Here is a 13,579-nt window from a genome sequence, read left to right on the forward strand (position 1 = left end):
CATATTGACAGGCATCAATGTAAGGCTCTTACTTGCTGGCCGGCTCGGAGCTGTGCGGCAGGATGACATCGTCCGCGCTGCGCCCCGCCAGCGGGAAGAGGACCAGCAGGAGGCCCACACCCAAGGCTGCGCCGACCAGCTGCGCGCCGATAAATCCCGGAACCGAGCCGGGTGCGATGCCCGCGAAGGTGTCACTGAAGATCCGGCCCACAGTGACGGCCGGGTTCGCGAACGAGGTGGACGAAGTGAACCAGTACGCGGCTCCGATGTACGCGCCAACGGCCGGTGCGGCCAGCACGCCACGGGAGGTGGCGGCGAGGGCGAAGATCAGCAGAATGAGCCCTGCCGTTGCCACCACCTCGGCCAGCAGGTGGCCGGGCGTTGCGCGTTCCTTGGCGGAGATGGAGGTGCCCACGTCAAACATTGCGTTCGCGAGCACGCTGCCGCCCACGGCGCCCGCCGTCTGGGCAGCGACATAGACGCCAAGCTCGGGGAGGGTCAGCCCGGAGTTGCTACGACGGCCCAGGAACCAGTCGGCGAGGGAGACGGCCGGGTTGAAGTGTGCGCCGCTCACTGGCCCAAGCATCAGAATCAGTACGGTCAACCCCAGGACGGTGGCCGTGCTGTTCTGGAGCAGCTGCAGGCCGGTGTCCCCGGGGGAGAGCTGCTGGGCAGCGATCCCTGATCCGACCACGATGGTCACGAGGAGGGCTGTGCCGAGCAGCTCGGCGACGGCGCGGCGCCACAGTGGCGGCTGGGTTGAAGTCATGCCACAAGCTTGACGGAAAGAATTATCTCAGTCAAAATTGACTCAATGACTACTGAGGCAAATGACACGCTCCGTACGCGGGCCGCCAGGCATGCGGCGCTCGCCGATCCCACCCGGCTGCGCATCGTCGACCTATTGACCCTTGGGGATTTCTCTCCCACCGAGCTGCAGGCCGAGCTGGGAATGTCCTCGAATCTGCTGTCCCACCACCTCCGGGCACTGGAAGAAGCCGGGCTGGCAACCCGGCACCGTTCCGAGGCGGACAGGCGCCGCAGTTATCTTCGGTTGGCCGCCGGCGCCCTGGAGGGCCTGGTGCCGGGCGTGGAGCACCACGCGGCAAGGGTCCTGTTCGTCTGCACCCGCAACAGTGCCAGGTCGCAGCTCGCAGCCGCCCTCTGGCGTCAGGTCAGTAGCATTCCGACGGCGTCCGCCGGTACGCACCCTGCCGACCGCATTGCCCGCGGAGCCATTGAAACCGCCCGCCGCCACGGCCTGGATCTGCCCGACCGTCCGCCGAGCAGGCTGGATCTGCCCGACCTCGATGAGGGCTTCGTGGTGACCGTTTGTGACAACGCCCATGAAGAACTGGCCGGCCGCGGAGATGTCCACTGGTCGGTGCCGGACCCGTTGCGCCTGGGTACCGATGAAGCCTTTGATCAAGTCTTCGAGGACCTCGCGCTCCGCATAGGCGGCCTCGTGCCGCGGGTGTTGGCCCACTGATCGGATCGGGGTCAACGTGTTCGCTGCAAAGATTGACATTCATCAATATAAAGCCCAATACTTCCTGTATCGATAACTATCAATGTTCTCTGCCGGGAACTGAGAGAAGAGACCCGTGAGCCCCGAAACCACCAAGAAGCCCTCCGTACTGTTTGTTTGCGTCCACAACGCAGGGCGTTCGCAGATGGCTGCAGCATTCCTCACTACATTGGCAAACGGTGAAATCGAAGTCCGCTCCGCCGGTTCCCAGCCGGCCGAAAAGGTCAACCCGGCTGCCGTTGAGGCCATGGCTGAGCTCGGCATCGATATGTCCGCCGAGATCCCCAAGGTCCTCACCACCGAGGCCGTGAAGGAATCCGACGTCGTCATTACCATGGGCTGCGGCGATGAATGCCCCTACTTCCCGGGCAAGCGCTACGAGGACTGGGTGCTCGAAGACCCCGCCGGCCAGGGCGTGGCTGCCGTCCGCCCCATCCGGGACGAGATCAAGGGCCGCATCGAGGGCCTGATCGCATCCCTGACCCCCGCCGCCAAGTAGGAGCACAACCATGACCGAACAGCTCATCATCATCGGGTCCGGCCCCGCCGGCTACACGGCGGCCATCTATGCCGCCAGGGCCGGCCTGAAGCCGCTGGTGCTGGCGGGTTCCGTCACTGCCGGCGGCGCGCTGATGAACACCACCGAGGTGGAGAACTTCCCGGGTTTCCCCGGCGGGATCCAGGGCCCGGAACTGATGGACGGACTCCAGCAGCAGGCCGAAAAGTTCGGCGCGCAGGTAAAGTTCGACGACGTCACTGAAGTAACGCTGAAGGGGCACCTCAAGCGGGTGGTCACTGGCGCCGGCGAAACGTACGAGGCCCCGGCCGTCATCCTCGCCACCGGCTCGGCCTACAAGGAACTGGGACTTCCCGAAGAGAAGAAATTCAGCGGCCATGGAGTCTCCTGGTGCGCCACCTGCGATGGTTTCTTCTTCCGCGAGCAGGACATCATCGTGGTGGGCGGCGGCGACTCCGCCATGGAGGAAGCCACGTTCCTGACCCGCTTCGCCAAGTCCGTGACCGTCGTCGTCCGCAAGGGCGAACTCCGGGCCTCGCGCATCATGGCCCAGCGCGCCAAGGACAACCCCAAGATCAGCTTCGCCTGGAACTCAACTGTCACCGCCATCCACGGCGACAGCAAAGTGACCGGGGTGACTCTGAGTGACACACGGACCGGCGAGACCCGCGAACAGGCCGCCACGGGCATCTTCGTGGCGATCGGGCACGTCCCGCGCACCGAACTCCTGCACGGGCAGGTGGACCTGGACGACGAGGGCTACATCAAGGTTGATTCGCCCACCACGGTCACCAACCTCACCGGTGTGTTCGCCTGCGGCGATGCTGTGGACCACCGCTACCGCCAGGCAATCACCGCCGCCGGCACCGGCTGCGCCGCCGCGCTGGACGCAGAGCGGTACCTGGCCGCCCTGGACGACGCCGACAGCATCGCCACGGCCTTGGTGGAGGAACCTACCCACGCCTAGACCTCGGGACAGGGGAGGAGGTGAGCTGTATGGACACCGGCTGCTGCGGTGACTCCGGTTGCTGCGACGACTCTGGCTGCTGCGACGACGGGCAGGACTGCTGCTGACAACGTTCCACCTGCCGGCCCCGCGAGGGACCGGCAGGCACTTCCCGCCACAATAGCCACAACTGTGAACGAACAGAGGACATCATGGATTCAGCGAAGAACCTGCCGGTTGCCGTGATCGGTGCCGGACCCGTTGGTTTGGCCGCCGCCGCCCACCTGCTTGAGCGCGGCCTGGAACCGCTGGTCTTTGAGTCCGGTCCAACCGCTGCGTCCGCAGTGGCACAGTGGCGCCACATCCGCCTGTTCTCCCCATGGCGCTTCAACGTGGACGCTGCTGCCGTCCGCCTGCTCGAATCCACGGGCTGGAAGATGCCCCGGCCCACTGCCCTCCCCTACGGCGGCGAGCTTGTCGAGCGCTATCTCGCGCCACTGGCGGCAGTCCCGGCCATCAGTTCCCGCCTTGAGACGGGGGCCCGCGTCACTGCAGTGACCCGCTTGGGACTGGACAAAACCCACACCAGGAACCGCGATTCCACACCGTTTGTGGTCCGCGTCCGGCACGCCGGCGGCGAGACCCGCGACCACACTGTCGGGGCGGTCATCGACGCGTCCGGAACGTGGTCCCGCCGCAATCCTCTGGGCACCTCGGGCCTGCCCGCAATGGGGGAGGACGACGCCACGGCCCGGATTTCCCCGCCGCTCCCTGACGTTCTGGGCCGGGACCGTGCCTCCTTTGCCAACCGCCGGATCCTGGTGGTCGGCGCAGGGCATTCCGCTGCAAACACGCTCATCAGCCTGGCCGATCTCGCCAAGGACGAGCCGGACACCACAATCCTGTGGGCCGTCCGAGGCGACTCCGCCGAGAAGGTCTATGGCGGCGGCGAGGACGACGGGCTGCCGGCACGGGGCCAACTCGGCGCCCGGCTCCGCCGTTTGGTGGGGGCCGGCACAATCGAACTGCACACCGGCTTCGGCATCGCCGCCTTCAAGACATTGGACACGCACGTCAGCGTGGAAGCCGTCGACGGGCGCACCCTGGACGCCGACGTCGTGGTTCCCTGCACGGGGTTCCGCCCGGACCTGGACATCCTCCGCGAACTCCGGCTGAACCTCGACCCCGCGGTTGAGGCGCCCGTCGAACTGGGCCCGCTGATCGACCCCGAATTCCACTCCTGCGGGACCGTCCCGCCGCACGGGGCCAGGCTGCTCGCCCACCCGGAAAAGGACTTCTACATTGTGGGCATGAAGTCCTACGGACGGGCTCCCACCTTCCTGCTGGCCACCGGCTACGAACAGGTCCGCTCCGTCACCGCGGCCCTGGCCGGGGACACCGAAGCGGCCAGCACTGTCCAACTGGAACTTCCCGAGACGGGGGTCTGCTCAACCGACGGCGGCGCCAGCTGCGACGTCCCTGCCGCCAGCGCTACTACTGCTGCCGCCCCCGCGGCCGCCACTATCACCGCTGCCGGCGTCGCGGCGTCGGGAGCCAGCGGCTCCGAAGCCGGCTCGTGCTGCTCTGTCCCGCAAACGGTAAGTATCGGCTTCCCCACCGGCCTGTCCCACGGCCGCTCCGGCCTGTCCTGAACGTTCCCTGAACCTGTCCTTGGCCCGATCCGGACCAACCGCGCCCATGAGTTGGAGAAAGTCCCATGACTGAACACCACGACCTCAGCAGAGGCCTGCAGGACAACACCGAACTGCTGCACAGGATCAGCGGGCGGCTCGCGGAAAGGTACGCTGGCACGTTTGCGGCCGAAACCGTCGAACGCTATGTCTTCGAGTCCTATACCGCCTTGGCGCGGACCGCGAAGATCACCACGTACCTGCCCTCCACCACCGAACACTTCGCCAACGACCGGCTCAGGGCCCTGGCCAAGTCCAAGGACGCCGCCACTGCCGATATCCCCGAAGTCCTCTTCGTGTGTGTGCAGAACGCGGGCCGGTCCCAAATGGCCGCCGCCCTGCTGACCGTCGAGGCCAAGGGCAGGATCCATGTCCGCTCGGCGGGTTCCATGCCCGCCGCCGAGCTGGACCCGGCAGTGGTGGCTGTGATGGCGGAGCTGGGCCTTGACCTCTCCCGGGAGTATCCGAAGCCGCTCACCGACGACGTTGTGCGCGCCTCGGACGTGGTGATCACCATGGGCTGCGGCGACTCCTGCCCTATCTACCCGGGAAAGCGCTATGAGGACTGGGAATTGCCGGACCCGGCCGATCAGACCATCGAGACCGTGCGCGAAATCCGGGACCGGATCCATACGCGTGTCAAAACCCTTGCCGCCTCACTCACGAAGGAAACAACGTCCCCATGACCCAGGAAACCTCCGCAGCGAAGAAACCGTCCGTACTGTTTGTCTGCAGCAAGAACGGCGGCAAATCACAGCTCGCAGCCGGGCTGATGAACCAGTTGGCCGGCGGAGCCGTCACCGTCCACTCCGCCGGAACGAAACCCGCCCAATCCCTGAACTCCCAGGCTGTAGAGTCCCTGACCGAACTGGGCATTGACATCACCGGCGAACACCCCAAAGCAATCACCGATGAGGTCCTGGCAGAAGTGGACGCCGTCATCGTGCTCGGAACCGAAGCGAAGCTCAGCCCCATCGAGGGCACCCGCTTCGAGGTCTGGGAAACTGATGAGCCGTCCGAACGAGGCATCGAAGGCATGGAACGCATGCGCCTGGTCCGCGACGACATCAATGCAAGGGTCCGGAAGCTGTATACGGAGCTCACGGGGAGTTAGGCACTGCTGCTCCGGCACGGCCGTTCCAGTACAGCTACCTCACGTCAGCCACCCGTGCCAGCTACTCCGCGTCGCTTTGCCGCAGGCCGTTGGCGTCCAAGGTCACCGAAGCGGTGATGAACCGCCCGCACTGTTCCCCGAACGGGTAGGCGCCGCGGGGCCGGAACTCGAGGCTACGCTGCGGAAGGGCTGATCCATCCGGGGCAGTCCCGGTAGCCGTCAACGCGATCGGTTCCTCGGTGAGGTTGTCGAGCATCAGGTGACCGATCCTTGTCCCGTTCGGCGAAGCCGTGGCCGAACAGACGCCGTCCGGTGTGCAGCCCTGGTCTATTGAATCGCTGCCGGGAAACAGCTCGACGCCGGACTCCTTGCAGACTCCGCCCTGGCACGCCTTAAGGTTCAGTGTTCCCACCTGGGCCGCGTACTCCCGCGCCACCGTCACGGATATGGCCGGGGCCTGCGCGATGGCTGGGCATGGGGCCGGGACGGGGTAGTGATAACAGCCGGTGAGTACCGTCGTCGTCATCAATGCCAGAAGCACCCCTGACTTGCGCATACTTCAGCGTAGATCCGGCGGAATCAGCACTGAACTGCTACCAGGGAAGTGACGTAAACATTGTTATGCCCGGGCATGCGAAGAAAGGCGTCAGGCGGGCAGCCGGTAGCCACCCTGGTGCAGCTGGGCCAGCCCGTCGTTCAGAAGTCCGCCCAGTGCGCGTTCGAGCTGTTCCGGTGCGGAATTGAGCCGGTGAAGTGCGGCCAAAGGAACGCCGATGCCTTCCGGGGCGAATCCGAGGTCAGCGGGCTCCTGCTGGAACATCTCCGCAGGGACGGGAGTCTCGGCGAGCCGGAGCACGGCCAACACTGCGCCGCGGACCTGGCGGTCGGTGCCGTGCCAGGCCTGTCCTTTGGGGATATACGACGGCGGCGGCTCGCCTGCTGCGAGCCACGCGCAGGAGTCCCGGACCGGGCAGGCGGCGCACTTCGGGGCCCGGGCCGTGCAGACCAGCGCTCCAAGTTCCATCACCGCAGCGTTCCAGCGGACGGACTTGCCGGCGTCGTCCGGCAGCAGTTCCGAAGCGAGCCGCATTTCCGCGGCGGTCAGGGAGGGGGAGGGGAGCGCGACGCCGGAAACCAGGCGTGCGTGCACGCGCCGGATGTTCGTGTCCACAACGGTCTCCCGGCGTCCGAAAGCGAAGGCCGCGACGGCTGCCGCCGTGTAGCTTCCCACCCCGGGCAGGGCCAGCAGTTCGAGGTAGTTGCCGGGTACCTTGCCGCCGTGATCGCTGACAATGGCAGCGGCGGCGGCATGGAGGCGCAATGCCCGGCGGGGATAGCCAAGCCGGCCCCAGGCACGGACGGCTTCACCGGCTGGCTCACCCGCGAGGCCGGCAGGGGTGGGCCAGCGCTCGATCCACTCGCGCCAGACCGGCAGCACCCGCACCACCGGGGTCTGCTGCAGCATGATCTCGCTGACCAGGATGCCCCACGGCGAGCACTGCGGTTCCCGCCAGGGAAGATTACGCGCGGTCTGGGCAAACCAGCCGGTGATGCTGCCGTGTAAGGACGTGAGGTGGGCGCCGCTGTCCGTTGGCGGGGCTGGGGTGAGGGTTGAAGCATCGATTCCAACACTGTAATGGATGCGACAAACTGTGACCTTAGCGTTGGCTGGGCGCGCGGCGTGGTGGGACGGCAGAATCCGGCCTGTTCTCTAGCCTAGAAGAATGGGCAGGCAAGGCAATTCATCACCACGCAAGGCGGCATCCGCGTCCCGGACCGGTTCCGGCGGCAGCGGTAAGACCAGCGCGGCTGTCTACCGCCGCCGTCGGCTGTTTGTCGGCGTTGCCGTTCTCCTTGCGGTGGCCCTGGGTTTTGGCGGCTTCGCGGTTGCGGGCGCGTTCAACGGCGAGCCGGCCTCCTCCGCTGACGGCGCTACCGGCAGCGCCAGCGGGCAGGCGCCCGGTCCCAGCGCGTCGCCGTCGGAATTACCGGCGGGAACACCGTCCCCCACCCCCACCCCCACGCCCGCGTGCAACCAGAACCTCGTGACGGTCTCCGCTTCCACGGACAAGGCTGCCTACGGCCCTGACGAGAACCCGCTGCTCAGCCTGAAGGTGACCAACGGCGGCACCATGCCGTGTGAAGTGAACATCGGAACGTCGCAGATGGAGTACCTGATCACCAGCGGGGCAGACAGGATCTTCTCCTCCCGCGACTGCCAGGCCAAGAGCGAAGACCTGGTGAAGACCATCGCCCCGGGGGCCAGCGAGACGGCGAACCTGCCATGGCCACGCAACCGGACCCTTGAAGGCTGCAGCCCCATCGAGGCCAAGCCCGGCGCCGGCGGCGCCTACTACATTTTCACCGCCAAGCTCGGCTCCAAGGCCAGCCCCAAGGCCGTCTTCCAGCTCAACTGACCTGAGCTGGAGTGCATCTCCAACAGTGATGGTCATGCACTGCAGCCCTGCAGCCCTGGTCCGGGTCTTGGCGCTCAGGGAACCGCGGATCCGGCTTTGATGATGTTGGCGATCTCCGCGAATCCGAGCCGTTGTGCGTTCTCCAGGGCCGTGCGGCCTTGGGGGTCGCGAATGTTGGGGTCTGCGCCTGCCGCCAGGAGCTGCCGGACCACATCCTGCTGCCTGGGTCCGCCGTTGTTGAGGAGGATGGCTTCCTGTATGGCCGTCCAGCCGAGGTTGTTGACGTGGTTGACCGGCACCCCGGCTGCAATGAGGATCCGTACCGTTTCGGTGTGGCCGTGTTCGCAGGCGGGAATCAGTGCGGTCCCGCCGTACCGGTTGGTGCTGGACACGTCCGCACCGTTTGCGAGTGTCAGCTGCAGGACGTCGTTGAATCCTTCTGCGCCGGCATACAGGAACGCTGAATCCTGGATGTCATCCTTGGCGTTCACGTTGCCGCCGGCCCTGATCAGTTCGGATACCTGGCCGGCGTCGTTGGCTTTAGCTGCCTGGATGAGGCGCCGGTCCAGTGCGGCCTGCGCCTCCGGGGAGAGGGCGGGCGGACCAGGCGGTGCTGTAACCGACGGGACGGGCGCCGGGGTTGTGGGTGAGGCTGTTCTTCCTGGGGTCACAGCGGCCGTTGGTGAGCCCGGGGCGGGAGGCTCATCAGCTCCCGGGCTGCAGGCCGCCAGTCCCAGCAGCGCTGCGCTGATCAAGAAAAGGTTCCGGTACCCAACCATGGTGACAGCCTACTTCGCAGTGCCGGTTCGGAGGCCTCACTGACCTTCAGCGGGAAGCCCCGGATCCTAGAGGAACCGGTCCAGCAGGCTGGCTTCGGCCATCCGGCTCAGGCCCTCCCGGACGGTGCGGGCGCGCTGATCGCCGATCCCGTCCACGGTCATCAGATCGTCAATCGTGGCGGCCATCAGGAACTGCAGCCCGCCGAAATGGTCTACCAGGCGGTCGGCAACAGCCTTGGGGACCGCCTTGAGGCCGGAGAGCAGCCGGTAACCGCGGGGCTGCACCACGGCGTCGAGGTTTGCCTCGCCGCCCGCAAAGCCGACGATCCCGGAGATCTTGCCCAGATCGATCAGCTCGGTGGGGCCGAGGTTCACCAGGGCACTGACCGCTTTGTCGATGTCCTCTGCCGAGGCGTCCGGCCCAGCGTAGTCGCGGATGATGACATCGCTGCCGGGGCCGCGGCCCACGGTCAGCTCATCCAGCTGTAGGGACAGCAGCCGGCCGTCCTCGCCAAGTTCGAGCACATACTGCGAAATTTCCTCGGAGATGCGGCGGACCATCTCCTGGCGCTGCAGGGTCACGGCCACGTCCCGGACGGTCACCATGGCCTCGATCTCCAGGGCGGACAGCGAGCTGGTTACCTGGTCAAGCCGCGAGCGGTACCGTTCGAGGGTGGCCAAGGCCTGGTTTGCGCGGGCCAGGACCTTTTCCGAGCCCTCCAGGACATGCCGCAGACCGTTCACGTAGAGCGCGATGATCTGCATCGACTGGCTGACGGAGATCACGGGCACGCCGGTCTGGATGGCCACCCGCTCGGCGGTACGGTGCCGGGTGCCGGATTCCTGGGTTTCGATGCTGGAATCGGGGACCAGCTGGACCGCGGCGCGGAGGATGTTCCCGGCGTCCTTGTCGCAGATAATGGCACCGTCCATTTTGGCCAGCTCGCGAAGGCGTGTGGGCGAGAAGTCGATGCCGATATCGAACCCGCCCGAACAGATGGATTCAATGGTCCGGTCGATGCCCAGGACGATCAGTGCACCGGTACGCCCCCGGAGGATGCGTTCCAGTCCATCCCGCAACGGAGTGCCTGGAGCCACTCTTCCCAGAGTCGCCTTGAGCGATTCTTCGGGGCTCCGAGCCATACGTGTTCCCTTCAAAGGTGCAGGCCGCAGCCTGCAGGTACGCCGGATTCAGCCTCCGCCGGCAGGATCGAAAGTACACACTTTCCCGCAAGCTCAATACTAGAGGTAAGAATCGGCGATATCCGCACGGTTAAGCCCTAAAGTGGCCCATGCGGGGTGCCCCTGAAATGCGCATTTCAGGTTCGACGGCGGATGGCCGGGCGGGGTACTTTGGCGGGAATGCAACGGAACCGGACAGGTAACGTGGACACGGATGGATGAGCATAACCCGGGCGCGGCTGTGTGTGCCGTGTGCCACGTGGATACCGCACAGGTCGGCGGGCGCCGCAGCGGCCTATCTTGCAGCCCCTGAATGGCTGGCGGTCGCCGTCGCCTACGAGCGCTATCCGCAATCGGAACCTCATGTGAAGTGCCCCATGAGGGGTCCCTTCGGTGTGGGGCCGTTTGCTGCGATAAACTTGGAACTTGGCTGTCAGAGAGCCACGCTTCCCCGTCAACGCCCGCCGAGCGCCTGGGGTAACCCCAACGCAGCGAAAGTAGCACCGTGTCCCAAGATGTCCAAAGCCCCGCCCGAGTCCACGAGATTCACAAACAGGCGGCCCGGCGTCGGACCTTCGCTGTTATCTCCCACCCTGACGCCGGCAAATCCACGCTGACCGAGGCGCTGGCGCTGCACGCGAAGGTGATCGGCACGGCCGGTGCCTCCAGCGGCAAGGCCAACCGCAAGGAAACCGTCTCGGACTGGATGCAGATGGAAAAGGACCGCGGCATTTCCATCAGCTCCGCAGCCCTCCAGTTCTCCTACCGCGATACCGTCATCAACCTGCTGGACACCCCCGGCCACGCCGACTTCTCCGAGGACACCTACCGCGTCCTGGCCGCCGTCGACTGTGCAGTGATGCTCGTGGACGCCGCCAAGGGCCTGGAAACCCAGACCATGAAGCTGTTCGAGGTCTGCAAGCAGCGCAACCTGCCCATCATCACCGTGATCAACAAGTGGGACCGGCCGGGCCTTGACGCGCTGGCACTGATGGACGAGCTCACCGAACGCACCGGCCTGCAGCCCATGCCGCTGACCTGGGCCGTGGGCATCTCCGGTGATTTCCGCGGTGTCTGGGACCTCCGCAACGACAGGTTCGCCAGTTTCAAGCGCAACAACTCCGGCGCCAACATCGCACTGACCGAGTACTTCACCCCGGAGGAAGCCGCGGTAAGCCAGGGCAGCAACTGGTCCGACGCCGTCGACGAAGCCGGCCTGGTGATCGAATCCAACTCCGAGTTCGACATCGAGGCCTTCCACGCAGGCACCGCCACCCCCATCCTCTTCAGCTCCGCGGCCCTGAACTTCGGCGTGAAGGAACTGCTGGACGCCCTGGTGGATTTCGCCCCGCAGGCCGCTCCGCGCCCCGACGTTGATGGCAGCCCGCGCCCGGTCGAATCGCCCTTTTCGGGTTTCGTCTTCAAGGTCCAGGCCGGCATGAACAAGGCCCACCGCGATCACGTTGCGTTCATCCGCGTCTGTTCCGGCGTGTTCGAACGCGGCATGGTGGTCACCCAGACCCGGACCGGAAAATCGTTCGCCACCAAGTACGCCCAGCAGGTCTTCGGCCGCGAACGCGAGGTCATCGACGAGGCGTACCCCGGCGATGTTGTGGGCCTGGTCAACGCGTCCTCGCTGCGCGTCGGAGACAGCCTCTTCATCGAGGACACGGTGGAGTTCCCGGCCATCCCGCTGTTCGCCCCGGAGCACTTCCAGGTGGCACGCTCCAAGGACCCCAGCCGTTTCAAGCAGTTCCGCCGCGGCATCGAGCAGCTCGAACATGAGGGCGTCATCCAGGTGCTCCGCTCCGACGTCCGCGGGGACCAGGCGCCGGTACTCGCCGCCGTCGGCCCCATGCAGTTCGAAGTGGTGGAGGACCGCATGGCGCACGATTTCAGCGCCCCCATGCGGCTCGAACGCCTGCCGTACTCGATCGCCAGGATTTCGACGGCGGAGGCCATGCCTGCGCTGGCCAACGTCCCGGGCGCAGAGGTGCTTCTGCGCTCCGACGGCGAATACCTCGCCCTGTTCAACGACGTCTGGGCCCTGCGCCGGATCGAGAAGAACCACCCTGATCTGACCCTGGTGCCGATCGGCACGCACAACCCCGCGAAGTAGGGCACTATGACTGCAGTTCACCCCGGTCCGGTTCAACCACGCGCCCTGATCACCGGCGTCGGAACCGTCAATCCGCTCGGCTCCAATGCCGCGGAAACCTGGTCCAGGCTGGTGGCGGGGGAGTCCGGCATCGCCGCACTGGCACATGAATGGGCGGAGCGGCTCCCCGTGCGGATCGCCGGGCAGGTCACAGCCGATCTCGCCGAGCACCTCACCACCCGCGAACTGAAGCGGATGGACCGGTGCGGCCAGTTGGCGCTGGTGGCCGCCCGCGAAGCCTGGCAGCAGGCAGGTGCGCCGGACGTCGATCCTGAACGGTTTGCCGTGGTGATCGGCTCAGCCTACGGCGGACTCGGCTCCACCCTGGAACAGGACCGCACCCTGGCAGAATCGGGCCCGCGCAAGGTCTCACCGCACACTCTTACGCGCCTGATGGTCAACGGCCCCGCCGCTTGGGTGTCCATCGACCTCGGTGCCCGCGGCGGAGCCCGGACCCCCGTCAGCGCCTGTGCGTCCGGCGCCGAAGCGATTGTTCAGGGTGCCGAAATGATCAGGTCCGGAGCTGCCGACGTCGTCATCGCCGGCGGTGTGGACGCGTCAGTCAATGACCTGGTCATCACCGGTTTCTCCCAGATCCGTGCCCTCTCCACCCGCAACGCGGAACCGGAGCTTGCATCGCGCCCGTTCGACGGCGGCCGCGACGGTTTTGTCCTCGCTGAGGGCGCCGGCATCGTGGTGCTGGAGAGCGAAGAACACGCCCGCGCGCGCGGCGCCGCGGTGCTCGGCGCAGTGGCCGGCGGCTCGGTGACCTCCGACGCCAATGACATTGTGGCTGCCGATCCCGCCATGCAGCGCAGGGTGATGCAGAAGGCCCTGGCGTCGGCCGGGCTGGAAGCCACGGACATTGGTTTCGTCCACGCCCACGCCACCTCCACTCCTGTGGGTGACCGGCTCGAGGCGCAGGCCATCAGCGCTATCTTGGGTCCCGACGTGCCGGTGACCTCCACCAAGGGCCACACCGGCCACCTCCTGGGCGGCGCCGGCGCACTTGCCGCCGTGGTGGTGGTCCAGGCGCTGCAGACCGGGCAGCTCCCCGGAACCCTGAATGTTGAGTCGCTGGACCCGGAACTGAACCTGAACGTGGTCACGGAAACGGTCCGCGCCCTGGCGCCCGGCTCGGCGCCGGCCGGCCTGGTAAACGCGTTCGGCTTCGGCGGCCACAGCGTCGCCCTGGTGATCACCAAGGCTTAATTGCCGCCCGGAGTACGCTGGGACCGGACTCAACA

14 protein-coding genes are annotated in these 13,579 nt (G+C 66.4%); 9 read left to right on the forward strand and 5 right to left on the reverse strand.

What is annotated here, in order from left to right:
• Positions 1–28: 28 nt before the first annotated feature.
• Positions 29–769, reverse strand: a complete 741-nt coding sequence (locus ACP7AX_RS14110) for an aquaporin (protein ID WP_426227149.1) — start codon at positions 767–769, stop codon at positions 29–31.
• 45 nt (positions 770–814) lie between these two features.
• Between ACP7AX_RS14110 and ACP7AX_RS14115 the strand changes: the two genes are divergently transcribed.
• From ACP7AX_RS14115 to ACP7AX_RS14140, 6 genes are all read left to right on the forward strand, one after another.
• Positions 815–1,489: a metalloregulator ArsR/SmtB family transcription factor gene (locus ACP7AX_RS14115; RefSeq protein WP_426227151.1), complete on the forward strand. Its 675-nt coding sequence runs from the start codon at positions 815–817 to the stop codon at positions 1,487–1,489.
• Positions 1,490–1,604: 115 nt separating this feature from the next.
• A complete protein-coding gene (locus tag ACP7AX_RS14120; RefSeq protein ID WP_131684781.1) occupies positions 1,605–2,027 on the forward strand; it encodes an arsenate reductase ArsC in 423 nt (140 codons plus the stop codon).
• 10 nt (positions 2,028–2,037) lie between these two features.
• Positions 2,038–3,012, forward strand: a complete 975-nt coding sequence (gene trxB / locus ACP7AX_RS14125) for a thioredoxin-disulfide reductase (protein ID WP_426227154.1) — start codon at positions 2,038–2,040, stop codon at positions 3,010–3,012.
• A gap of 191 nt (positions 3,013–3,203) precedes the next feature.
• On the forward strand, positions 3,204–4,643 hold the full coding sequence (locus ACP7AX_RS14130) for an FAD-dependent oxidoreductase (RefSeq protein WP_426227156.1): 1,440 nt from the start codon (positions 3,204–3,206) through the stop codon (positions 4,641–4,643).
• Between the two features lie 65 nt (positions 4,644–4,708).
• Positions 4,709–5,368, forward strand: coding sequence for an arsenate reductase ArsC (locus tag ACP7AX_RS14135; protein WP_426227158.1), 660 nt, complete (start codon positions 4,709–4,711; stop codon positions 5,366–5,368).
• A complete protein-coding gene (locus ACP7AX_RS14140) occupies positions 5,365–5,796 on the forward strand; it encodes a low molecular weight phosphatase family protein (protein WP_426227160.1) in 432 nt (143 codons plus the stop codon). The genes ACP7AX_RS14135 and ACP7AX_RS14140 overlap by 4 nt, the downstream gene beginning before the upstream one ends.
• Before the next feature lie 61 nt (positions 5,797–5,857).
• On the opposite strand, the gene ACP7AX_RS14145 is transcribed toward ACP7AX_RS14140, so the two are convergent.
• Positions 5,858–6,352, reverse strand: a complete 495-nt coding sequence (locus tag ACP7AX_RS14145) for a hypothetical protein (RefSeq protein ID WP_426227162.1) — start codon at positions 6,350–6,352, stop codon at positions 5,858–5,860.
• A gap of 90 nt (positions 6,353–6,442) precedes the next feature.
• The gene (locus ACP7AX_RS14150) at positions 6,443–7,261 is read right to left on the reverse strand and encodes an A/G-specific adenine glycosylase (RefSeq protein ID WP_426227164.1); all 819 of its coding nucleotides are present in this window, start codon (positions 7,259–7,261) and stop codon (positions 6,443–6,445) included.
• A 259-nt stretch (positions 7,262–7,520) separates the two neighbouring features.
• Here ACP7AX_RS14150 and ACP7AX_RS14155 point away from each other — a divergent pair, with 259 nt between their 5' ends.
• Positions 7,521–8,213: a hypothetical protein gene (locus tag ACP7AX_RS14155; RefSeq protein ID WP_426227166.1), complete on the forward strand. Its 693-nt coding sequence runs from the start codon at positions 7,521–7,523 to the stop codon at positions 8,211–8,213.
• A 74-nt stretch (positions 8,214–8,287) separates the two neighbouring features.
• On the opposite strand, the gene ACP7AX_RS14160 is transcribed toward ACP7AX_RS14155, so the two are convergent.
• Positions 8,288–8,992, reverse strand: coding sequence for an ankyrin repeat domain-containing protein (locus ACP7AX_RS14160; RefSeq protein WP_426227168.1), 705 nt, complete (start codon positions 8,990–8,992; stop codon positions 8,288–8,290).
• 66 nt (positions 8,993–9,058) lie between these two features.
• Positions 9,059–10,135, reverse strand: coding sequence for a DNA integrity scanning diadenylate cyclase DisA (disA, locus tag ACP7AX_RS14165; RefSeq protein WP_131684772.1), 1,077 nt, complete (start codon positions 10,133–10,135; stop codon positions 9,059–9,061).
• A gap of 544 nt (positions 10,136–10,679) precedes the next feature.
• Here disA and ACP7AX_RS14170 point away from each other — a divergent pair.
• Together ACP7AX_RS14170 and ACP7AX_RS14175 are read left to right on the forward strand one after the other, a co-directional pair.
• The gene (locus tag ACP7AX_RS14170; protein WP_131684771.1) at positions 10,680–12,293 is read left to right on the forward strand and encodes a peptide chain release factor 3; all 1,614 of its coding nucleotides are present in this window, start codon (positions 10,680–10,682) and stop codon (positions 12,291–12,293) included.
• Positions 12,294–12,299: 6 nt separating this feature from the next.
• Positions 12,300–13,544, forward strand: coding sequence for a beta-ketoacyl-ACP synthase II (locus tag ACP7AX_RS14175; protein ID WP_131684770.1), 1,245 nt, complete (start codon positions 12,300–12,302; stop codon positions 13,542–13,544).
• The last annotated feature ends 35 nt before the right edge of the window (positions 13,545–13,579 follow it).

Source organism: Pseudarthrobacter sp. DSP2-3-2b1 (assembly GCF_049895945.1).
Classification (GTDB): Bacteria; Actinomycetota; Actinomycetes; order Actinomycetales; family Micrococcaceae; genus Arthrobacter.

What these genes read in the sequence shown, in the direction of transcription:
- ACP7AX_RS14110 (WP_426227149.1), bottom strand. Translation starts at nt 769, where the DNA reads ATGACTTCAACCCAGCCGCCACTGTGGCGCCGCGCCGTCGCCGAGCTG.
- ACP7AX_RS14115 (WP_426227151.1), top strand. Translation starts at nt 815, where the DNA reads ATGACTACTGAGGCAAATGACACGCTCCGTACGCGGGCCGCCAGGCAT.
- trxB (WP_426227154.1), top strand. Translation starts at nt 2,038, where the DNA reads ATGACCGAACAGCTCATCATCATCGGGTCCGGCCCCGCCGGCTACACG.
- ACP7AX_RS14130 (WP_426227156.1), top strand. Translation starts at nt 3,204, where the DNA reads ATGGATTCAGCGAAGAACCTGCCGGTTGCCGTGATCGGTGCCGGACCC.
- ACP7AX_RS14135 (WP_426227158.1), top strand. Translation starts at nt 4,709, where the DNA reads ATGACTGAACACCACGACCTCAGCAGAGGCCTGCAGGACAACACCGAA.
- ACP7AX_RS14140 (WP_426227160.1), top strand. Translation starts at nt 5,365, where the DNA reads ATGACCCAGGAAACCTCCGCAGCGAAGAAACCGTCCGTACTGTTTGTC.
- ACP7AX_RS14145 (WP_426227162.1), bottom strand. Translation starts at nt 6,352, where the DNA reads ATGCGCAAGTCAGGGGTGCTTCTGGCATTGATGACGACGACGGTACTC.
- ACP7AX_RS14150 (WP_426227164.1), bottom strand. Translation starts at nt 7,261, where the DNA reads ATGCTGCAGCAGACCCCGGTGGTGCGGGTGCTGCCGGTCTGGCGCGAG.
- ACP7AX_RS14155 (WP_426227166.1), top strand. Translation starts at nt 7,521, where the DNA reads ATGGGCAGGCAAGGCAATTCATCACCACGCAAGGCGGCATCCGCGTCC.
- ACP7AX_RS14160 (WP_426227168.1), bottom strand. Translation starts at nt 8,992, where the DNA reads ATGGTTGGGTACCGGAACCTTTTCTTGATCAGCGCAGCGCTGCTGGGA.
- disA (WP_131684772.1), bottom strand. Translation starts at nt 10,135, where the DNA reads ATGGCTCGGAGCCCCGAAGAATCGCTCAAGGCGACTCTGGGAAGAGTG.
- ACP7AX_RS14175 (WP_131684770.1), top strand. Translation starts at nt 12,300, where the DNA reads ATGACTGCAGTTCACCCCGGTCCGGTTCAACCACGCGCCCTGATCACC.